Source organism: Martelella sp. FOR1707, from assembly GCF_053484265.1.
Map to the genome: position 1 here is coordinate 62,864 of NZ_JBAKFP010000007.1, position 18,888 is coordinate 81,751.

At 64.2% G+C, this 18,888-nt stretch carries 19 protein-coding genes; 11 read left to right on the forward strand and 8 right to left on the reverse strand.

Annotated elements, in window-relative coordinates; translation table 11 throughout:
- The first annotated feature begins 4 nt into the window (after positions 1-4).
- The gene (locus tag V6765_RS18850; RefSeq protein WP_448431627.1) at positions 5-940 is read left to right on the forward strand and encodes a dimethyl sulfoxide reductase anchor subunit family protein; all 936 of its coding nucleotides are present in this window, start codon (positions 5-7) and stop codon (positions 938-940) included.
- A gap of 12 nt (positions 941-952) precedes the next feature.
- On the opposite strand, the gene V6765_RS18855 is transcribed toward V6765_RS18850, so the two are convergent.
- The 4 genes from V6765_RS18855 to V6765_RS18870 form a co-directional block, all read right to left on the reverse strand.
- Positions 953-1,375, reverse strand: coding sequence for a DUF779 domain-containing protein (locus V6765_RS18855; protein WP_448431629.1), 423 nt, complete (start codon positions 1,373-1,375; stop codon positions 953-955).
- Between the two features lie 79 nt (positions 1,376-1,454).
- Positions 1,455-2,975, reverse strand: a complete 1,521-nt coding sequence (gene adh, locus V6765_RS18860) for an aldehyde dehydrogenase (RefSeq protein ID WP_448431631.1) — start codon at positions 2,973-2,975, stop codon at positions 1,455-1,457.
- Positions 2,976-3,119: 144 nt separating this feature from the next.
- Positions 3,120-4,112 carry a GAF domain-containing protein gene (locus tag V6765_RS18865; protein ID WP_448431633.1) on the reverse strand — a complete coding sequence of 331 codons (993 nt, stop codon included), beginning with the start codon at positions 4,110-4,112 and terminating at the stop codon, positions 3,120-3,122.
- Between the two features lie 233 nt (positions 4,113-4,345).
- Positions 4,346-5,335 (reverse strand): AraC family transcriptional regulator, encoded by a 990-nt coding sequence (locus V6765_RS18870; RefSeq protein ID WP_448431635.1) that lies wholly within the window; start codon positions 5,333-5,335, stop codon positions 4,346-4,348.
- Positions 5,336-5,483: 148 nt separating this feature from the next.
- Here V6765_RS18870 and V6765_RS18875 point away from each other — a divergent pair, with 148 nt between their 5' ends.
- The 6 genes from V6765_RS18875 to V6765_RS18900 all read left to right on the forward strand — a co-directional run bounded on the left by V6765_RS18875 (position 5,484) and on the right by V6765_RS18900 (position 10,713).
- Positions 5,484-5,987 carry a flavin reductase family protein gene (locus V6765_RS18875; RefSeq protein WP_448431637.1) on the forward strand — a complete coding sequence of 168 codons (504 nt, stop codon included), beginning with the start codon at positions 5,484-5,486 and terminating at the stop codon, positions 5,985-5,987.
- Positions 5,988-6,026: 39 nt separating this feature from the next.
- A complete protein-coding gene (locus V6765_RS18880; RefSeq protein WP_448431639.1) occupies positions 6,027-6,806 on the forward strand; it encodes an SDR family oxidoreductase in 780 nt (259 codons plus the stop codon).
- A gap of 38 nt (positions 6,807-6,844) precedes the next feature.
- Complete coding sequence (locus V6765_RS18885) at positions 6,845-8,077, forward strand: styrene monooxygenase/indole monooxygenase family protein (protein WP_448431641.1); 1,233 nt, start codon at positions 6,845-6,847, stop codon at positions 8,075-8,077.
- Between the two features lie 220 nt (positions 8,078-8,297).
- Complete coding sequence (locus tag V6765_RS18890; protein ID WP_448431643.1) at positions 8,298-9,248, forward strand: AraC family transcriptional regulator; 951 nt, start codon at positions 8,298-8,300, stop codon at positions 9,246-9,248.
- 110 nt (positions 9,249-9,358) lie between these two features.
- A complete protein-coding gene (locus V6765_RS18895) occupies positions 9,359-10,357 on the forward strand; it encodes a cation diffusion facilitator family transporter (RefSeq protein ID WP_448431645.1) in 999 nt (332 codons plus the stop codon).
- A complete protein-coding gene (locus tag V6765_RS18900) occupies positions 10,354-10,713 on the forward strand; it encodes an ArsR/SmtB family transcription factor (RefSeq protein ID WP_448431647.1) in 360 nt (119 codons plus the stop codon). Before V6765_RS18895 ends, V6765_RS18900 begins: the two co-directional genes overlap by 4 nt.
- 14 nt (positions 10,714-10,727) lie before the next feature.
- Here the strand turns inward: V6765_RS18900 and V6765_RS18905 are convergent, their stop codons facing one another.
- Positions 10,728-11,498 (reverse strand): SDR family oxidoreductase, encoded by a 771-nt coding sequence (locus tag V6765_RS18905; protein WP_448431649.1) that lies wholly within the window; start codon positions 11,496-11,498, stop codon positions 10,728-10,730.
- A gap of 167 nt (positions 11,499-11,665) precedes the next feature.
- Between V6765_RS18905 and V6765_RS18910 the strand changes: the two genes are divergently transcribed.
- Positions 11,666-12,580, forward strand: a complete 915-nt coding sequence (locus V6765_RS18910; protein WP_448431651.1) for an AraC family transcriptional regulator — start codon at positions 11,666-11,668, stop codon at positions 12,578-12,580.
- A 7-nt stretch (positions 12,581-12,587) separates the two neighbouring features.
- Here V6765_RS18910 and V6765_RS18915 read toward each other — a convergent pair whose 3' ends face one another.
- A complete protein-coding gene (locus V6765_RS18915; protein WP_448431653.1) occupies positions 12,588-13,322 on the reverse strand; it encodes an SDR family oxidoreductase in 735 nt (244 codons plus the stop codon).
- A gap of 92 nt (positions 13,323-13,414) precedes the next feature.
- On the opposite strand from V6765_RS18915, the gene V6765_RS18920 reads away from it, so the two are divergent.
- Positions 13,415-14,335 (forward strand): AraC family transcriptional regulator, encoded by a 921-nt coding sequence (locus V6765_RS18920; RefSeq protein WP_448431655.1) that lies wholly within the window; start codon positions 13,415-13,417, stop codon positions 14,333-14,335.
- Between the two features lie 50 nt (positions 14,336-14,385).
- Here V6765_RS18920 and V6765_RS18925 read toward each other — a convergent pair whose 3' ends face one another.
- A complete protein-coding gene (locus V6765_RS18925) occupies positions 14,386-15,882 on the reverse strand; it encodes a catalase (RefSeq protein ID WP_448431657.1) in 1,497 nt (498 codons plus the stop codon).
- 93 nt (positions 15,883-15,975) lie between these two features.
- Between V6765_RS18925 and V6765_RS18930 the strand changes: the two genes are divergently transcribed.
- Both V6765_RS18930 and V6765_RS18935 read left to right on the forward strand, forming a co-directional pair.
- Positions 15,976-16,866 (forward strand): LysR substrate-binding domain-containing protein, encoded by an 891-nt coding sequence (locus tag V6765_RS18930; protein ID WP_448431659.1) that lies wholly within the window; start codon positions 15,976-15,978, stop codon positions 16,864-16,866.
- A 92-nt stretch (positions 16,867-16,958) separates the two neighbouring features.
- Positions 16,959-18,191, forward strand: coding sequence for a hypothetical protein (locus V6765_RS18935; RefSeq protein ID WP_448431661.1), 1,233 nt, complete (start codon positions 16,959-16,961; stop codon positions 18,189-18,191).
- A gap of 12 nt (positions 18,192-18,203) precedes the next feature.
- Here the strand turns inward: V6765_RS18935 and V6765_RS18940 are convergent, their stop codons facing one another.
- Positions 18,204-18,869: an outer membrane protein gene (locus V6765_RS18940; RefSeq protein ID WP_448431663.1), complete on the reverse strand. Its 666-nt coding sequence runs from the start codon at positions 18,867-18,869 to the stop codon at positions 18,204-18,206.
- Between the last annotated feature and the right edge of the window lie 19 nt (positions 18,870-18,888).

Below are 18,888 nucleotides of genomic sequence, written 5' to 3' on the forward strand. Positions count from 1 at the left end.
GCCGATGCATCCCGCCTTTTCCGTCATCTTCTTCACCACCGCTTCCGGCGCGGGCTATGGCTTGCTTTTCCTGCTGGGCCTTGCCGCCGTCTTCGGCCTGCTGCCGCCCGACCCGTGGTTCGGTCTCGTCGGCTTCGGCCTTTCGCTCGGCCTGATCTCGGCCGGCCTGCTGTCATCCACCGCCCATCTCGGCCGCCCGGAGCGCGCCTGGCGCGCCTTCAGCCAGTGGCGCTCGTCATGGCTTTCGCGCGAAGGCGTTTCCTCCGTGGCGACCTATGTTCCCGCCGTCGCGCTCGCCTTCGGCTGGGTGATCCTGCAGGCCAGCGGCGGCTGGATGGTGCTCGCCGGCGGGCTTGCCGCTCTCGGCGCGGTCGCGACCGTCATCATGACGGCGATGATCTACGCCTCGCTCAAGCCGATAGCGGAATGGCACGGCCCCTGGACGCTGCCCTGCTACCTCGTCTTCGCGGCGATGACCGGCCTGACGCTGCTCAACGCCCTGCTGGCCACCTTCGGCCCGGCAAGCCGGCTCGTTGCCGTGCTGGCCGTGATCCTTGCGCTGGCGGGATGGGCGGTCAAGCGCGGCTACTGGGCCTGGCGCGACAGCGGTCAAACCCAACCCACCGCCAATCAGGCGCTCGGCCTCGGCGAGGGCCAAATTCGCCAGGTGCAGTCCCCGCACAGCGAGCAGAATTACCTGCTCAAGGAAATGGGCTATCGCGTCGCCCGCAAGCATGCCGCAATGCTGCGCCTGATCGCCCAAGCGCTTGCCTTTGCCCTGCCGGCTGCCTGTCTTGCGCTGTCGCTGCTGGTCCCCGGACCGCTGGCACTGGCGTTCGCCCTTGCCGCAGTGCCCCTGCAACTTGCCGGCATGCTGGTCGAACGCTGGCTGTTCTTCGCCGAAGCGCGCCACACGGTGACGCTTTATTACGGCTATTGAGCCAGAGATGTTTTAAGACCGCGGGGTTTCCAGCGCTTCGAGCTCGTCTTCGGTCAATACGCGCGAGCGGGTGAGGAAGCGTTTTTCGCGGCCGTTATCAAGGCTGAACATGCCGCCGCGACCGGGCACCACGTCGAGGATCAACTGGGTGTGTTTCCAGGCCTGAAATTGCGGGCCGGATATCCAGACTTCCGCTCCTTCCACTTCGCCAAGCAGGACGTCGCCGCTACCGAGGTGAAATTCGGCTTTCGGATAGCACATCGGCGACGAGCCGTCGCAGCACCCGCCGGACTGGTGGAACATGATCTCGCCGTGGTCGGCCTTGATCTCGCGGATGAGTTCCCGCGCGGCAAGCGTCGCGGTTACCCGGCTGCCCTTTTCGGCGCCGGCAGGCAGGTCGGCATCGGTGACGCAGTGGATGTCAGGCTTTTCCATATCCGTCTCCTTGTTGAACCGAAAGCGAACGGGCGAAGCCGAAGCTCCGCCCGCCACCTGGGAGGAGATCCCGTCAGCCTCAGAAGAAGCCGACTTTTTCAGTGCTGTAGCTCACCAGCAGGTTTTTGGTCTGCTGATAGTGATCGAGCATCATCTTGTGGGTTTCGCGCCCGATGCCGGACTGCTTGTAGCCGCCAAAGGCCGCATGCGCCGGATAGGCATGATAGTTGTTGACCCACACACGGCCCGCCTGGATGTGGCGGCCGAAGCGGTAGCAGGTGTTGGCATCGCGCGACCACACGCCGGCGCCGAGGCCATAGAGCGTGTCGTTGGCGATTTCGAGCGCTTCCGCCTCATCCTTGAAGGTGGTGACGGAAACGACCGGCCCGAAGATTTCCTCCTGGAACACGCGCATCTTGTTGTGGCCCTTGAGGATCGTCGGCTGGATGTAGTAGCCGTTCGACAGCTCTCCGCCGAGATCGGCCGCAGCGCCGCCCAAAAGCACCTCCGCGCCTTCCTGACGTCCGATATCGAAATAGGAGAGGATCTTCTCTTTCTGCTCGCTCGATGCCTGCGCGCCGATCATGGTGTTGTCGGCGCGCGGGTCACCCTGGATGATCGCCTTGGTGCGGGCAATCGCCTTTTCCATGAAGGCGTCGTAGATGTCTTCCTGGATCAGGGCGCGCGACGGGCAGGTGCAGACCTCGCCCTGGTTGAGCGCGAAGAACACGAAGCCTTCGACCGCCTTGTCGAGGAAGCCATCATCCTCGCGCATCACATCCTTGAAGAAGATGTTGGGCGATTTGCCGCCAAGCTCCAGCGTCACCGGAATGAGGTTTTCGGTGGCATATTGCATGATCAGCCGGCCGGTCGTGGTCTCGCCGGTAAACGCGATCTTGGAGATGCGCGGGCTCTGCGCCAGCGGCTTGCCGGCTTCAAGGCCGAAGCCGTTGACAATGTTGAGAACGCCCGGCGGCAGGATGTCGGCGATCAGTTCCGCCAGCACCAGGATCGAGGCGGGCGTCTGTTCGGCGGGCTTCAGCACCACGCAGTTGCCGGCGGCAATCGCCGGTGCCAGCTTCCAGGCGGCCATCAGGATCGGGAAGTTCCAGGGAATGATCTGGCCGACCACGCCGAGCGGCTCGTGGAAGTGGTAGGCGACGGTGTCGTCGTCGATCTCGCTCATCGTGCCTTCCTGGGCGCGCAGCGCAGAGGCGAAATAGCGGAAATGGTCGGCTGCGAGCGGAATGTCGGCATTCATCGTCTCGCGGATCGGCTTGCCATTGTCCCAGGTCTCGCAGGTGGCGATGAAGGGCAGGTTGGCCTCGATCACATCCGCAATCTTCAGCAGCGCGCGGGCGCGTTCGGCCGGCGATGTCGAACCCCATTTGGCCTTTGCGGCATGGGCGGCATCGAGCGCCAGCTCGATATCGGCGGCGTCGGAACGGGCGATCTCGTTGATCGCGGCCCCGGTGATCGGCGTGGTGTTGGTAAAATAGCGACCGTTTTTCGGCGGCACGAACTTGCCGCCGATGAAGTTGTCATAACGGTCCTTGAAGGGGGACTTCAGCAATCCTTCGTGTTTTGGCATCTCGTTCATGGCTTTTCCTCCCATAACGTTCTGAACGTTGAATGATGAGGAAAAAATGGGCGACCGAATGCCTGTTGTCACCTGTACGAACAGGGAGTGTGACGCGTTCTGTCTCAATTCTGAAACAGTCCGGGAAGAAAAAGCGACCCGGCGTCAAAATCCGGTAATGCCGAGCCGTTTCATCCGGCGGTAGAGCGTGGCCCGGCTGATTCCGAGCGCGCGCGCCGCAGCCTGAACGTTGCCGTTCATCCGGGCGAGCGCCTGCATCACCACGGCGTGCTCAGCGGCGTCGAAGCCGCGTTTGCCGGTATCGTTGCCAAGCAGATCCGCCGCCGGTATCGGTGTGAAGTCGCCGGAGAGCGCCAGGCCCAACGCCTGCCGGGCCGAACGGGTCGCCGCGACCACCAGATCGTCATTATCGACCGCGATCAGCGCGGTGACCGCATCGTCGCCGCCGGTGCCGCCATCGGCAAGCAGAATGCGATAGCCCGGATGGCTGGCCCGAAAGCAGTCAGCTTCTATCTGCCGCGCTGTCTGCTGCACCAGCGCGGCAATCATCTGATTGGCGGATGCGGTCTGGTCGGCGCGCGCCGATGAAACGTCGAGCGCCCCGATCAACCGCCCGTCCGGCCCGAAGATCGGCGCATCAATGCAGCTCATGGCGGTGTTGCGATTGAAAAAATGCTCGTCGCGATGGATGATGAGCGCGCGACCCTCGGCAAGGCAGGTGCCGATGCCGTTGGTGCCTTCAACGGATTCCGACCAGCTTCGTCCCTTCCGTAATCCCCAAAGCTCGAAACTCTCGCGGTCCGCGTCGCGATAGCGGTGTTCGAGAACGAAGCCGTCGGCATCGCTCAGGAATACGCCGCAGGCTGACTGTGAAACACAGCGGAACAGGCGGTCGAGACGGGCGCCGGCGATCGAAACCATCGGATCGGCGCGTTCGCGCCGTTCGCGCAGTTCGGCGCTGCCGAGCCTTCTTTCCCCGGTGTCGGTTGCGCCGGTCGGATCGAGCTTGTGCTGGACCAACGACCGCCACCACGATGCCGCGACAGGCGAGAAGGCCGGTTCTTTTGAAGAAAGTGCCGTCGCCAAAACGGTTTCGGCATGGATATGAGCATCCGTTACCCTTGATGGAAAAACCATCGGCATTTCCTCCCATGTCACGCAGCCTGATATTTCCCGCCGCGCCCGGCGATGCGGCGTCATGGCGCCACCGGCTGTCTCCTCCCGCCGGCCGCTTCCTTTTCCGTCGACCGGCGTCCCATCCTACAATATTACGTCGCCGCGGTCATCCATGACCTTTGCCCAATATCTCCGCTGACCGGTTGCGAGCGGTTTGCGGTTCGAATTTACCGGGCGTGCCCGGCCTGAAGCGGTTACGCCGATCGCGTCCGCCGCAGCGTTTCGGAGGGGCTTTCGCCATAGGCTGCGCGGTAGGCCGAGGCGGCGCGGCCGAGATGGCCGAAGCCGGAGGCCAGAACGGCGTCGGCGACCGAAAGCCCGGGGCCGGGCTTGAGAAGCAGCTCGCGCAATTTCTGAAGGCGGGCCGTCTGCACGGCGTCGGAAAGGGTGTGGCCGCGGGCCTTGCGATAGGCATCCTGCAGTGTGCGCAGCGGCAGGCCGGCGGCAGCGGCGATATCCGCCATCGCGATCGTATCGGCGGCGCGCGACTGGATGAACTCGTCGGCCTTCTGCACCGATAGCGGACCCGCCGCGGCGGCGGGGGCGTGCAGCATTTCGGAGCGGTTGTTCTCCAGCCCGGTGAGGAGCAGCGACAGCAGCCCGTCGCGCAGCATGACGCGGTAGGAATCCGGCAGCGCCGCCCCGCCTTCCGCCGCCTCGAACAGCAGCCGGGCGTGGGACATGACGCTGGCGCCCACCGGCGTCGTCAGATCGACGCCGGGTTCGAATTCGAGCGGCGTCACGGCGCGATGGGTCAGCGTCTCGAAAAAGTCCTCGACCACGCGGCGGCGCATCAGCACGATCAGCTTTTCGCAATTCTCGCGCCAGACCATGCGCGAGGCGAGCGTCGGCGACAGCAGCGAGGCGCGCCGGCCGGCCTCGGCCTCGGTCACGCGCGTGCCGCAACGCACATGGGCGGTGCCGGCGACGGGAAGCTGCAGCAGAAAGAAATCGGAAAGCTCGCCAGGGTCGATTTCAACCTCCGCGCCGTACGAAACGAAATTGACCGAGTAGCCCGGCTGCTCGACGGCGTTGTGGACGGCGTGGAAGCCGCCGGCGCGCCTGTCATGCACGGTCAGGAAATGGGGACAGAAAATGCGTCCGATCGCGTCGCGCGCCTCATCGACGCTCTTCGTATCGACGAGACCATGATGCTTCAAAGGTGTGGCATGCGCATCGATCATCGGGGGCTTCCCAATCGAAAACAAGGCACGTCTGCCGAAAACGGACAAGGCGTTGCGCAATCCGGATTGCGGTTCGTCAAGTTCGGCGGAAGATTAATTTAAACATAAAATGAATGGGAAATCCATTCGCAATCGCGGGAACGAAAATATGGGAAGCGGACTCTTCCGGGCCGGCATGCGACGTCTTGCCGGCGGCGTGACCATCATCACATCGCTGGATGCCGAAGGGCGGCGCTGCGGGATCACCGCAACGGCGGTCTGTTCGCTGTCGACCGATCCGCCTTCGCTGGTGGCCTGCGTCAATCGCGAGACCTCGATCGCGGCGGTTGTCGAACAGCGCGGCGTCTTCGCCGTCAATGTGCTGGCGACAGCCCAGCGCGCGGTTGCCGAAACCTTTGCGGGCCGCACCGGACATTCGCGCGAGGACCGGTTTTCGGTCGGCGACTGGGGCGTTGCGGAAACCGGCGCGCCGGTGTTGGCCGACGCCGCCGTCAGCTTCGATTGCCGGCTCGCCGAAACCGTTACCTTCGGCACCCACATGATTTTGATCGGCAAGGTCGCCGCGACGCGCTGCGCCGAAGGCGAGGCGCCGCCGCTGCTTTATGGCGACGGCGCTTTCCTGACGACCTGCCTGGCGGCATCGCCGGCCTGATTTTTCGAAATCTCTTGCAACAATAAAGGGGAAGCCATCATGAAAGGTCTGAACGGAAAGACCGCCATCATATCCGGCGGCGCGACGCTGATCGGGCAGGGCATCGCAACGGTGCTCGCGGGCTACGGCATCAACGTCGTGATCGCCGATATCAACGCCGAGGCCGGCGAAAAGGCGGCGGCGGCCACCGGCGCGCGCTTTATCGCCACCGACATCACCAAAGACGAGGAGATCGCAGCGCTGGTCGCAAAGGCGGTCGAGCAAACCGGCCGGCTCGACTATCTCGTCAACGTCGCCTGTACCTATCTGGACGAGGGTGCGGAAACCAGCCGCGCCGACTGGCTCGCAGCCCTCGACGTCAACATTGTCGGCTCCGTCATGCTGATGCAGGCCGCGCGCGAGCACCTTGCAAAAAACAAGGGCGCGATCGTCAATTTCGGCTCGATTTCCGCCCGCGTCGCCCAGACCGGGCGCTGGGTCTATCCGGTCTCGAAGGCCGCGATCCTGCAACTGACCCGCAACCAGGCGATGGACCTCGCGCCCGAGGGCATTCGCGTCAACGCGGTCTCGCCCGGCTGGACATGGTCGAACATCATGCAGGAACTGACCCATGACACCCGCGCCAAGGCGGACAGCGTCGCCAAGCCCTTCCATCTGCTCGGGCGCACCGGCAGTCCGGACGAGGTCGGCGAGGCGGTCGCCTTCCTGCTTTCCGACAGCGCGAGCTTCATCACCGGCACGGATATCCGCGTCGACGGCGGCTACACGGCGATGGGGCCGGAACAGGCCGAACCGGCGATCCCGCTGCTGATGGACTGATACCACAACAACAAACAATCCACGAAAAGGGGAATGACATGACAAAACATTTCACCATTGTCGGCGGTGGCCAGTCCGGCCTCCAGCTCGGCATCGGCCTTCTGAAGGCCGGCCATGCGGTGCGCATCGTCCAGAACCGCACCGGCGAGGAAATTGAAAAGGGTAAGGTCCTTTCCAGCCAGTGCATGTTTGATGCAGCACTCCAGAACGAGCGCGATCTCGGCATCAATTTCTGGGAGGCCGAATGCCCGACGGTCGATTCCATCAACTTCACAGTGCCCGCGCCGGATGCGCCGGGCGTCAAGGCGATCGACTGGAACGGCAAGCTAGACAGCTACGCCCAGAGCGTCGACCAGCGGGTCAAGATCCCGCGCTGGATGAAGGAATTCACCCGCCTCGGCGGCGATATGGTGATCCATGACGCAAGCCTCGACGATCTCGAAACCTATGCGAAGGAGAGCGACCTTGTGATCGTCGCCGCCGGCAAGGGCGACATCGCCAAAATGTTCGAACGCGACGCCGAGCGCTCGCCCTATGACAGGCCGCAGCGCGCGCTGGCGCTGACCTATGTCACCGGCATGGCGCCGCGCCCGGATCACTCGGCGGTCAGCTTCAATCTCATCCCCACGGTCGGCGAATATTTCACCTTCCCGGCGCTGACCACGACCGGTCCGTGCGACATCATGGTGTTCGAGGGCATTCCCGGCGGGCCGATGGATTGCTGGAAAGAGGTGAAAACGCCGGAGGAGCATCTGGCGAAGTCGAAATGGATCCTCGACACCTTCCTGCCCTGGGAGGCCGAGCGCAATACGGATATCGCGCTCACCGACGACAACGGCATTCTCGCCGGCGCGTTTCCGCCCACGGTGCGCAAGCCGGTCGGGCGTCTGCCATCCGGCGCCATCGTCCTCGGAATGGCCGATGCCGTCTGCCTCAACGACCCGATCACCGGGCAGGGATCGAACAACGCCTCCAAGGCGGCGAAATGCTATCTCGACGCCATCCTTGCCCATGGCGACAACGCCTTCGACGAGGCCTTCATGGTCGCCACCTTCGAGGCCTACTGGGCCTACGCGCAGTTCGTGGTCGGCTGGACCAACGCGCTGCTCGCCCCGCCGCCGCCGCATGTGCTCAACATCATGGGCTCGGCCCAGGCCTATCCGGAACTGGCGAAACGCATCGCCAACGGCTTCAACGATCCGCGCGATTTCTTCCCGTGGTTCGCGGTTCCCGAAGAGGCGGACGCCTATCTGACACGGCTTGCCGCTTAAGGGCAGGGTCTCCACCTCCGTCATGCCGGCCTTGAGTCGGCATCCAGGGCGGCATGACCTTCCCTTCTGTTCCCCACAGAGGAAGTGTTCTCCGCCCTGGACCCCGACCGCGGACTACAGCGCGGCCCTGTTCCGCATCCGCTATGGTGGACTTGATGCCACGAATTGTTCCAATATGCTCGTTCGCCGCGGCAGGTGGCCGCATGTCCTGGAGGGGGCGATGTTCGAGAACACCGTGAGCTATCGGGCGAGCGATCCGCTCGAGGCCGAACACTACATGACCCGGTCGTTCTGCGATCATCGTCTCGAGGTCTATGCCGGCAGCAAGGTCGGTTTCCGCCACCATGCTGTGAAGACGGCCTGCGGCGCCTTCAATCGCCTCGAATACGGCGCCGAGATCGAGGTCAGCGCCCACGGTTTCGAGGAATTCTACATGCTGGAAATGCCGCTGAGCGGCGGGGTGCGGATCGACTTCGGCAAGGAGGAGATCAGCTCCGCCCCCGGTCAGGCGCTGCTCTTGTCGCCCGGGCCGCGGTTCCGTTCGCGCTGGCAGGCCGCGACCCGGCAATGGATGCTCCAGATCGATCGCTGCCGGCTGGAACAGCGGATCGCGCGGCTCACCCATCGCGCCCAGGCCGAGGCGCCGGTGTTCGATCCGCTGATCGATCTGCAAACCGCGCATGGCAGGCGTCTTGTGGAAGCGTTTCAGGTGCTGGCGGCTGATTTTTCCGAGGGCGGCGACGCGAACGATCCGCACCGCGAGGCGATCACCGATCGCATCATCGATCTGATTCTAGGCAATATTCCTTATCTGAACGGCCAGTCCGTCGTCCCTGATCGCCTCAGCGCCACGCCGCGCCATGTGAAACGGGTGATGGACCTGTTCCACGCCCGTTTCGGCGAACGGCTGTCGATGTCGGCGGTCGCCTGGGAGATCGGTGTCTCCGAAAGGGCCCTCTATGAAGGCTTTCAGCGCCATTACCAGAAGACGCCCTATGAAATGCTGACCCGGATTCGCATGGAGGAAGCCCGGCGACTGATCGTCGAGGACGGGCTGTCGGCCAGCGCCGCCGCCCGGCGCGTCGGCATGCGCCATCTCGGCCGCTTCTCCTCCGCCTATCGCGCCCTGTTCGACGCCCTGCCGTCCGAGGACAGCAAGAGCCGGCACTGAACTACGCCGCATGTGAGGTCGCGCTCGCGATCATAAGTCGCCAATTTTCATCTTGACCTGATGTATGAATGTATATTTATATATTCATATTTCGAGATGGAGCTTTGAAAATGATCGATGGTGCCAAGAGCGGCGAGCCAGGCAAGCACAACGAGCACCAACACGACCATGGTGACCATCACGACCACGCGCATGGCCACGGCGATGGACACCACAGCCATGCGCCTTCCGTGTCGCGCAACAATGAGCGCGTGGTGCTGATCGGCCTGTGCCTGACGGCCGGTTTCATGGTGGCGGAATTTGTCGGCGGCTGGCTGTCGGGGTCGCTGGCGCTGATCGCCGATGCCGGGCATATGCTGACGGATACGGCGGCGCTGGGGCTTGCCTGGGCCTCGTTCCGCTTCGGTCGCCGGGGCGGCGATGAGAAGCGCACCTTCGGCTATATGCGCTCCGAAGTGCTGGCCGGCTTCGTCAATGCGCTGGCTTTGTTCCTGCTCACCATCTGGATTGCCTATGAGGCTGTCGAACGCCTGATCACGCCGGAACCGGTGCTGGCGGGGCCGATGCTGGTCGTTGCCATTCTGGGGCTGTTCGTCAATATCGGCGTGTTCCTGCTGTTGATGCGGGGCGACCGCGACCATGTCACCATAAAGGGCGCTCTGCTGCATGTTCTCGGCGATCTCCTGGGGTCCGTCGGCGCGATCACCGCAGCGGTGATCATCTATTACACCAACTGGACGCCGGCCGATCCGATCCTGTCGGTTCTGATGTCGGTCCTCATCCTCAGGGCCGCCTGGGCGCTGCTGCGCAGCGCTGCGCAGATCCTGATGGAGGGAACGCCGAGCAATATCGAGATCGAGGAACTGCGCCGCTACGTGCTGAATGAAGTCGCCGACGTCAGCGATGTCGCCCATGTCCATGTCTGGTCGATCACCTCGGGCCGGCCGGCGGCAACCATGGAAATCAGCCTTGCGGAAAATGGCAATGCCGCCACCGCCGTCGATCGCGTGAAGGCGGTGCTGGCAAGGCGCTACGATATCCGCCACGCCACGATCGAGATCAACTGGGGCCAGCACCCGGCGGATTGCCCGCTGGAGGCCCCGGCATGAGCGTCTGTCCGGACGATGATCCGGTGCATTTCGAGGAGACGCTCGCCGACAGGCAGGCGCAGATTGCGGTCGTCGCCGAGACTTTCAAGCTGCTCGGTGACCCCACCCGCCTGAAAATCCTGATCGCCTGCCTGAGCGAGCCGGTGGCCGTCGGCGATATCGCGAGCAAGGTGGAGGCCTCGCCCTCGCTCGTCAGCCACCATTTGCGCCTGTTGCGGGGCGCCCGGCTGGTGCGGCGCACCCGAAAGGCGCGGCAGATGTATTACGAGGCCGCCGATCACCATATCGAACATATCGTCTCCGACATGATCGCCCATGCCGGGGAGCACGACGCGATGGATGATCCCGACCCGTAGAGGCGCTTTTGCGTTTAGGTGTGTGCCGGGCGGCTTTTGGCCATGTCCGCTTCAGCATCCGCGCCGGCCGGTATGCGCATCGGCGTCGAGGGGTCGGTCGCCGCGCGATAGACGGCTTCGGCGACATCCTGCGGCCGGGTCACCAGATCGGCCGGCGCTTCCGCCCATTGCCTGAACACACCGTCGGCAATCTCCTTGTAGGCTTCCGGAATGCGCATGCCATCGGGCGAAAGCGAAGCGGCGTTCTTCCCGAAATCCGTGGCGGGCGCGCGGCCGGGCAGCACGAGGCGGACGCCGATATCGAAGGGCGCGAGTTCGAGCGCCAGGCATTCGCTGAATGCGTTGATCGCCGCCTTGCTGGCCGTATAGACCGACAGGAGATGGAGCGGGGCGAGCGTCACCGTCGAGGTGACATTGACGATCATGCCGGCGCGGCGGGCGCGAAACTGCGGCAGGAAGGCCTGCGTCAGCGCCATGACGCCGATCGTATTGGTCTCGAAAACCTTGCGGATGACCTCGACCGGTGAACCTTCCAGCGCGTTGAGCCAGCCGACGCCGGCATTGTTGACGAGAATGTCGACCGGGCCGGCGGCCTCCACGACGCGGGCGATGCTGTCAGGATCGGTGACATCGAGCGGCAGCAGTTCGAGGGTGTCGGATGCGGGAAGCAGGCTGGCGTCCGGTTTACGCATCGTGGCGATGACCCTGAAGCCGCGATCGAGAAAGGTTTTCGCTGTTTCAAGGCCGAAGCCGGACGAGCAGCCGGTGATGAGAACGGTTTTCATGGGAACTCCTTCGCACGGCACGACAGGCGCGGAGGCGCCCGCTGCCGGCTGAACTGAACGGGTGAAAACGACAGGCACGAAACGCCGTGCCGACAATGGCAATATAGACAGCCGCACCCGGACGCACCATAATGGAGCATCGCGTTCACATCATTGAAAGTCCGGTTTTGACAGATCCGCTTGCCGATATCGTCTCATTCCTGCAACCGCGCGCGCCCTATTCCAAATGGGTCACCGGCGCCGGTCCGTGGCGCATTCGCCGGGAACAGACCGGCCAGGTGTTCTATGCGCTTGTGCTTGAGGGCGCGATCCGGTTTCAGACGGATGGACGGGATGAGGTGGAGCTCGCCCAGGGCGATTTCGTGCTGGTACCGTCCTCATTCGGCTTCACCACCACCAGCGCCACCGAGAGGCCGGAAGCCGGGATCGTGACGACGCCGGTTCATCTCGGCAATGGCGCGCTCAGGGTCGGACGCGCGGAGGGGCCGGCCGACTGCCAGTATCTCGTCGGCCATTGCGTCTTCGGCTCGCCCGATGCGGCGCTGCTGGTTGCGCTGCTGCCGGAAACCGTGGTCGTGCGCCGCGATGAGCGGCTTGCCGCGCTCGCCAGGCTGGTGCGCGACGAAACGCTGTCGAGACGCGCGGCGCGCGATGTCGTGCTCGAACGCTTGTTGGAAGTGCTGTTCATCGAGGCGTTGAGGTCGACGGCGGCTTCCGATTCCGCACCCGGCCTGCTGCGCGGTCTCGCCGACCAGAGGCTCTCCGAGCCGATCCGGGCGATGCATCGCGACCCCGCCCGCGCCTGGACGGTGGACGCGCTTGCCGCTCTCGCCGCCCTGTCGCGCTCGTCCTTCTTCGCCCGATTCAGTCGCACAATGGGCGTGCCGCCGATGGAATATCTCTATCGGTGGCGGATGATCCTCGCAAAGGACCTGCTCAAGCGCGGTCAACTGCCGGTGGCCGCCATCGCGGAACGGGTCGGCTATGGCTCTTCCAGCGCCTTCAGCCTCGCCTTCACCCGCCATACCGGCCTCGCCCCCGCCCATTTCGCACGGGCGGAGATCAAGGCGGCGGCGGAATGAAACCGCCTCAGCCCTGCGCCGTCGGGCGGATGACGATATCGCCGATATCGACATCGGCCGGCTGGGCGATCGCGAACAGGATCGACCGGGCGATGGCTTCCGGCGAGATCGCCATGTCCATGCCGCTTGCGACCTGTTCTCTCAGCCTCTCATCAGGAATGGCGTCGCCGAATTCGGTGCGGACATAGCCGGGCGAGATGCCGGTAACGCGCAGATTGGGTCCCGCCTCCTGCCGAAGGCCCTCATGCAGGGTGCGCACGGCATTCTTGGTGGCGGCGTAGACCGCCATTCCGGGCGCCACGCTCAGGCCGGCAACGGATATCACGCTGATAAAGTGCCCGGCCGACTGGCGGCGGAAAACGGGCAGCGTTGCCGCGATGCCATAGAGCGCGCCCTTGAAATTGACGTCCACCATCGCCTCCCAGTCCGCGACGCGCAGATCGTCGAGGCCGGAGATCGGCCCGACGCCGGCATTGCCGATGAACACGTCGAGCCGGCCGAAGGTCTCCGTCGCGCGATCAACGAGACGCTGCACGGAGGCGCGGTCGGTCACGTCGGTTTCGTGCGCAATGGCGGTACCGCCGGCGGCCTCGATTTCCGCGGCAAGCGTTTCCAGTCGCTCGGCGCGGCGGGCGCCGAGAACCAGGCGCGCGCCGGCTTCCGCCAGCATCAAGGCCGTGGCGCGGCCGATGCCGCTGCTGGCGCCAGTGATCGCGATGACCTTGTCCTTCACATTTTCCATGGATGATCTCCTTTTCTGCTGAAGGAGATATCGCGCGGCCTCTGTTCGTTCTATAGTGTTTCGTTCATATTGTTGTAGCGAACGTTCAGCCCATGACCGATACCCTCACGACGCTCTTCAACCTGCTCAATCTGCGCAGCGCCCGCTGCACCCGCTTTGAGGCGGGCGGCGACTGGTCGCTGCGGTTTCCCGAAAAGAGCGCGATCAAGTTTGCTGCCGTCCTCAAGGGCGCCTGCTTCATGCTGCATGGCGACAGGCCGCCGATACGCCTGCGCGCTGGCGATGTGTTCCTGCTGTCGCAGTATCCGTCCTACGTGCTTGCAAGCGATCCGGCCCTTCCGCCGGAGGATGGCGCGCGCGTCATCGACTGGACACAGTCCGATACCGGCCGTTATGGCGGTGACGATGTGGTGATGATCGGCGGGGCCTATCGCGCCAGCCCCCTGCACGAGCATTTGCTGGGCGACGCCCTGCCGCCGCTGATGCTGATCCCCGCGGAAGCGCCGTCCGCCGCCCAGATCAGCCGGACGCTGCAGAGCCTGGAGAGCGAATTCACCCGCACCGATATCGGCGCGGAGACGATGCGACGGCATCTGACCGACATGCTGCTGGTGCAGATGCTGCGGGCGATCTCCGCCCGCGAGGGCGAGACCGCTGCGGCCCCCGGCCAGAGCAACTGGATCGGCGCGCTGGCCGACAGGCGTCTTGGCGCGGCGCTGGACGCGATCCACGCAAACCCCGAGCGGAACTGGACGGTCGCCGCGCTGGCGGGCATCGCCGGCATGTCGCGCACGGCGTTTTCGGAGGGGTTTCGCAAGGCGATCGGCCGCGCCCCGATCGATTATGTCCTGCGCTGGCGCATGCAGATTGCCGAAGACCTCATCCACCGCGGCAGAAGCGTCTCGGAGGTGGCCGGTCTCCTCGGCTACGGCTCGCAAAGCGCCTTCGGCGTCGCCTTCAAGCGCATCAAGGGCCGCTCACCGCGTGCAGCACTGCGTGCGCAAAACACATGAAAAAGGCCGGCGCGATGGGCGCCGGCCTTCGATAGTCTGAAAGCCTGATCCTATTCAGCCGCGTCCGGCGTTCCCGGCGTCGAGATCGCGTTGGCCTCGTAACCGTGGGCTTCCTTCAGCGCGGCGCGAACGCCGGCCTCGTAGTTCGGGTGGACCTGCTTGAACAGCGCGAGCTGACGCTCGATGATCTCGCCCGGCACGCCACCCATGGCGGCCGCCACATTGTCGAACAGGCGTGATTTCTGGCCATTGTCGAAGAGCTCGAACAGGGCGCGGGGCTGCGCGAAGTCGTCATTGCCCTCGCGGTGGTTGTAGCGCGCCATCGCACCTTCGATCGCGAGCGGCGGCTCCATCGCCGACGTGTCCTCGACAGCGCCGCCCATGCTGTTGGGCTCGTAATAAGCATCCGTCGCGCCGGTCTTCTGGCCGAAGAAGTTCATCTGGCCATCCTTGTGGTAGTGATGAACCGGACATTTCGGGGCGTTGACCGGCAGCGCCTCGTAATGCGTACCGAGGCGGTAGCGGTGGGCATCGGCATAGGAGAAGATGCGGGCCTGCAGCATCTTGTCCGGCGAATGCGAGATGCCGGGCACGATATTGGAGGGCGAGAACGCCGCCTGCTCGATTTCGGCGAAGTAATTGTCGGCGTTCCGGTTCAGCTCCATCACGCCGATATCGATCGGCGGATAGTCGCCATGCGGCCAGACCTTGGTGAGGTCGAAGGGGTTGTAGGGCGTCTTGCCGGTATCGCTTTCCGGCATGATCTGCACCTGCACCTTCCAGCGCGGATAATTGCCGGTTTCGACCTTGTCGAACAGCGCTTCCTGATAGGTCTCGCGGCTCTTGCCGATCAGCGTTTCGGCCTCGTCATTGGTGTAGTGCTTGTGGCCCTGCTCGGTCTTGAAGTGGAACTTGACCCAGAAGCGTTCGCCGGCCTCGTTCCAGAGCGAATAGGTATGCGAACCGTAGCCGTTCATGAAGGTCGGATCGACCGGGATGCCGCGGTCCGACATCAGGATCGTCACCTGGTGCAGGCTTTCCGGCGACAGCGACCAGAAGTCCCACATGGCCTTGGGCGAACGCAGGTTGGTGCGCGGATGGCGCTTCTGGGTGTGGATGAAATCCGGGAACTTGTAGGGGTCGCGGACGAAGAACACCGGCGTGTTGTTGCCGACGAGATCCCAGTTGCCGTCCTCAGTGTAGAATTTCAGGGCGAAGCCGCGCACGTCGCGTTCGGCATCGGCAGCACCCAGTTCGCCGGCAACGGTCGAAAACCGGGCGAGCATCGGCGTTTCCGCACCGGGCTGGAGACACTTGGCCTTGGTGTATTTCGAAATGTCGCCGGTGATCTTCAGCGTGCCGAACGCGCCCCAGCCCTTGGCGTGAACCACGCGTTCGGGAATGCGTTCGCGGTTCTGGTGGGCCAGCTTTTCGATGAGCTGGTAATCTTGGATCATCACACCGCCGCGCGGGCCGGCGGTGATCGAGTTCTGGTTATCCGGCAGCGGCGCGCCGGCGGTTGTCGTCAGGGTCGGTTTATCGGCCATGGTTTCCTCCATTGTTGCTGATGGCGATGGTCTCACGAAGCGTCGATAGTTTCCAATTGCGATTTCCTGCAAATACGATAGGTTTTTCCTATCATGATTACACTCAAACAATTGCGCTACTTCGAGGCGCTGGCGCGCGAGCGCCATTTCGGCCGGGCAGCGGAGGCTGTGCATATCAGCCAGCCGGCGCTTTCGGCCCAGATCATGGATATGGAGGCGGAGCTCGGCGTGGCGCTGTTTGAACGCACCCGCAAACAGGTGCTGTTGACGCGCGAGGGTGAGCGGGTGCTCGCCCATGCGGCAAGCGTGCTTTCCGCCATGGCCGCTCTGGAACACGCCGCCCGGCCGGCCGCGGGGCCGCTATCGGGGCCGGTGGCGATCGGCCTCATTCCCACCGTCGCGCCCTATCTTATCCCGAAACTCGTGCCCTATCTGAAGCTTCATTACCCGGATGCGGAGGTCGCCCTGAAGGAGGCGGTCACCGACCAGCTTCTCGACCATCTGGAGGAGGGGACGCTGGATGCGGTGGTGGCGGCGCTGCCGATCGAGCGCGATGGCATTCAGACGACGGAGCTTTTCGCCGACCGGTTCTTCATGGCGGTCGCCCGCAATCATGAAACCGTGCTCGCCTCGCCGCTGACCCAGGCCGATCTGGAGGCGGATCGCCTGCTGCTCCTGGAGGAGGGTCATTGCCTGCGCGACCAGGCCTTGGCGCTTTGCGAGCAGAAGCCGAAGCGCAATGTCGTCAATGTCGGGGCGACGTCGATGACCACGCTGCTGCAGATGGTGGCGAACGACATGGGCATGACGCTGATCCCGGAAATGGCGGTGGCGGCGGAGACCGCGCGCACGCCGCTGACCATCCTGCCCTTTGCCGAGCCTCAGCCGGCACGACGGATCGGGCTTTGCTGGCGGCGTTCCGACAGGCGGCGCGACAGCATGGAGGCACTGTCGGCGGCGGTGCTTGGCTGCCGCGCCGGCTGACCGCCCGCATTGGCTCTTTACGAATGGCATCACAAGCGGGATAGTATGACCCAGCGAAGAATACCGGCTGACGGGCGAGAGGGGCTTTGGTCATGAACGGAATAAAACGCATTCTGGCGACGGCATTCGCGGTTCTGGCGCTCGGCAGCGCCGCGGCCATGGCGGACGACGACAAGATCATGGTCTTCGGCGGCGATACCTATGCCAGCGGCACGACAACCGTGCTGAACCAGGACAGCCCGCGCAGCGCTTTCGTCTCCGGTCTCACCGCGCGGCTTGATGGCGCGGTCGGGCGTGACGCGCTTCTGGCGGGCGCCAGGGTTCGCTCCAACGCTGCCGTCAACGGCGACCTTTATGCCGCAGGCTTTTCCGTGCGGATTGACGGCACGGTCGCGGGCGATCTTTCGGCCGCCGGCGCGGACATCGAGATCGGCCCTGATGCCGCCGTCAGCGGCAATGCGCGGCTTGCGGGCGGCTCGGTGGCCATCAACGCGCCGATCGCGGGTAGTCTCCTGGTCGGCAGCGGCGATCTGACGCTGAACGCGGCGGTTTCCGGGGATGTCAGGATCATGGGCGACGATATTGCCTTCGGGCCGGATGCCACGATCGGCGGCACGCTGACCTATTACGCGCCCGATGAAGTGGCCATTCCGGAATCGGTGATCGCCGCCGACAAGGTGACTTTCCGCAAGCTGACGCCCGAAGCGGCGCCGGAGGAAGAGGAGGATACCGAGGTCGTCTCCGACACGACCGTGGTCGCGAGCTTCATTTCCATGCTGGTCTTCATGCTGGCGCTGGCGACGGTGTTCCTGGTGCTGGCCCCGCAGCGGACGGAAACGGCCAGGGTGCGGCTGATCACCCGGCCCTTCGCCTCGCTCGGCTACGGCTTCGTTGCGCTTTCCACGCTGTTCGGCGCGGTGCCGCTGGCGCTGATGACGATCATCGCCATTCCGCTGATCCCGTTCATCATTCTGGCAACGGTGGTCCTGTGGACCTTCGCCTATCTGCTCGCGGTCTACGCCCTGTCGTGGTGGGTGGTCACCAGCATCAAGCCGCTGAAGCCCAGCCTCGTCAACCGGCTGCTGGCGATCGCCGGCGGGCTGGTGCTGATGTCATTGCTGCACTATCTGCCGTTCTTCGGCTGGATCGCAAACATCGTTGTCGTATTGCTGGGCTTCGGCGCCATGGCGGCGCTTTGCGGCCACGGCATGATGGCGCGGCGCGAACGCCGGAAGGCCGACGTGATCGAAACCCCGCCGCCGCATCCGCCGGCAGCCGCTGCGACCGACCCGACCGATCCGCCGGACGAGCCGCCGCGGCCATAAGGGAAGTTGGTTTCAGAACCGGAAGCCGATGCCGAAATTGACGGCGTTGGTGAGAATTCCGGTCTTCATCCGGTCGCCGCTGTCGATCTTGACGTCGACCCAGGAATAGTTTGCCTTGTATTCCACGAAGGCGTCCCAGTTCCTGGCGAAGCTATAGGAAACGCCGGCCTGGGCCTGCACGGTCGGGCCGCCGAACTGGTAGCCATAGGTGCGGCCCGACGGCCGGGTGACCTCAACATGGGGCACGTTGATGCCAGCCCCGAGGCCGAGATAGGGCGTCCACTTGCTGTCTTTTATCGGAAAGCGATAGAGCGCGTTCAGCGTCAGCAGATTGAGGCCGTCGGTAAATTCGAAATGGCTCCAGCCCGATTTGGCGAGCGTGGCGTCATCGGCATAGACCTTGGCATGGCTGAAATCCAGCGAGACGCCGAGATTGGGCTGTTGGTAGCGGTCGAGCCAATAGGTTGCGCGTGCGCCCCAATAGGCAGGCCAGTTGAACGAACGTCCCTCCCAACCCGCGGTGAAAGCGTCAGCGCCATTGATCTCGACCGATGAATGCGGCGCGGTCTGATAGCCGCCATAGACGGAGAAGGCGGTTTCGGCGGAAGCGCGGTCTGCAGAAGCGACAAATGACGCGGCAAGCAGGAGCAGGCCCGCTGAGGCGGTGAGGCGAAGCATGGAGACTCTCTGGTGCGGC

Coding starts and splice junctions, on each gene's coding strand:
- V6765_RS18855 (WP_448431629.1), bottom strand. CDS start 1,375: ATGGAAAAGCCTGACATCCACTGCGTCACCGATGCCGACCTGCCTGCC.
- V6765_RS18880 (WP_448431639.1), top strand. CDS start 6,027: ATGAAAGGTCTGAACGGAAAGACCGCCATCATATCCGGCGGCGCGACG.
- V6765_RS18940 (WP_448431663.1), bottom strand. CDS start 18,869: ATGCTTCGCCTCACCGCCTCAGCGGGCCTGCTCCTGCTTGCCGCGTCA.
- V6765_RS18875 (WP_448431637.1), top strand. CDS start 5,484: ATGGGAAGCGGACTCTTCCGGGCCGGCATGCGACGTCTTGCCGGCGGC.
- V6765_RS18905 (WP_448431649.1), bottom strand. CDS start 11,498: ATGAAAACCGTTCTCATCACCGGCTGCTCGTCCGGCTTCGGCCTTGAA.
- V6765_RS18915 (WP_448431653.1), bottom strand. CDS start 13,322: ATGGAAAATGTGAAGGACAAGGTCATCGCGATCACTGGCGCCAGCAGC.
- adh (WP_448431631.1), bottom strand. CDS start 2,975: ATGAACGAGATGCCAAAACACGAAGGATTGCTGAAGTCCCCCTTCAAG.
- V6765_RS18900 (WP_448431647.1), top strand. CDS start 10,354: ATGAGCGTCTGTCCGGACGATGATCCGGTGCATTTCGAGGAGACGCTC.
- V6765_RS18885 (WP_448431641.1), top strand. CDS start 6,845: ATGACAAAACATTTCACCATTGTCGGCGGTGGCCAGTCCGGCCTCCAG.
- V6765_RS18930 (WP_448431659.1), top strand. CDS start 15,976: ATGATTACACTCAAACAATTGCGCTACTTCGAGGCGCTGGCGCGCGAG.
- V6765_RS18865 (WP_448431633.1), bottom strand. CDS start 4,112: ATGGTTTTTCCATCAAGGGTAACGGATGCTCATATCCATGCCGAAACC.
- V6765_RS18925 (WP_448431657.1), bottom strand. CDS start 15,882: ATGGCCGATAAACCGACCCTGACGACAACCGCCGGCGCGCCGCTGCCG.
- V6765_RS18895 (WP_448431645.1), top strand. CDS start 9,359: ATGATCGATGGTGCCAAGAGCGGCGAGCCAGGCAAGCACAACGAGCAC.
- V6765_RS18920 (WP_448431655.1), top strand. CDS start 13,415: ATGACCGATACCCTCACGACGCTCTTCAACCTGCTCAATCTGCGCAGC.
- V6765_RS18870 (WP_448431635.1), bottom strand. CDS start 5,335: ATGATCGATGCGCATGCCACACCTTTGAAGCATCATGGTCTCGTCGAT.
- V6765_RS18850 (WP_448431627.1), top strand. CDS start 5: ATGCATCCCGCCTTTTCCGTCATCTTCTTCACCACCGCTTCCGGCGCG.
- V6765_RS18890 (WP_448431643.1), top strand. CDS start 8,298: ATGTTCGAGAACACCGTGAGCTATCGGGCGAGCGATCCGCTCGAGGCC.
- V6765_RS18935 (WP_448431661.1), top strand. CDS start 16,959: ATGAACGGAATAAAACGCATTCTGGCGACGGCATTCGCGGTTCTGGCG.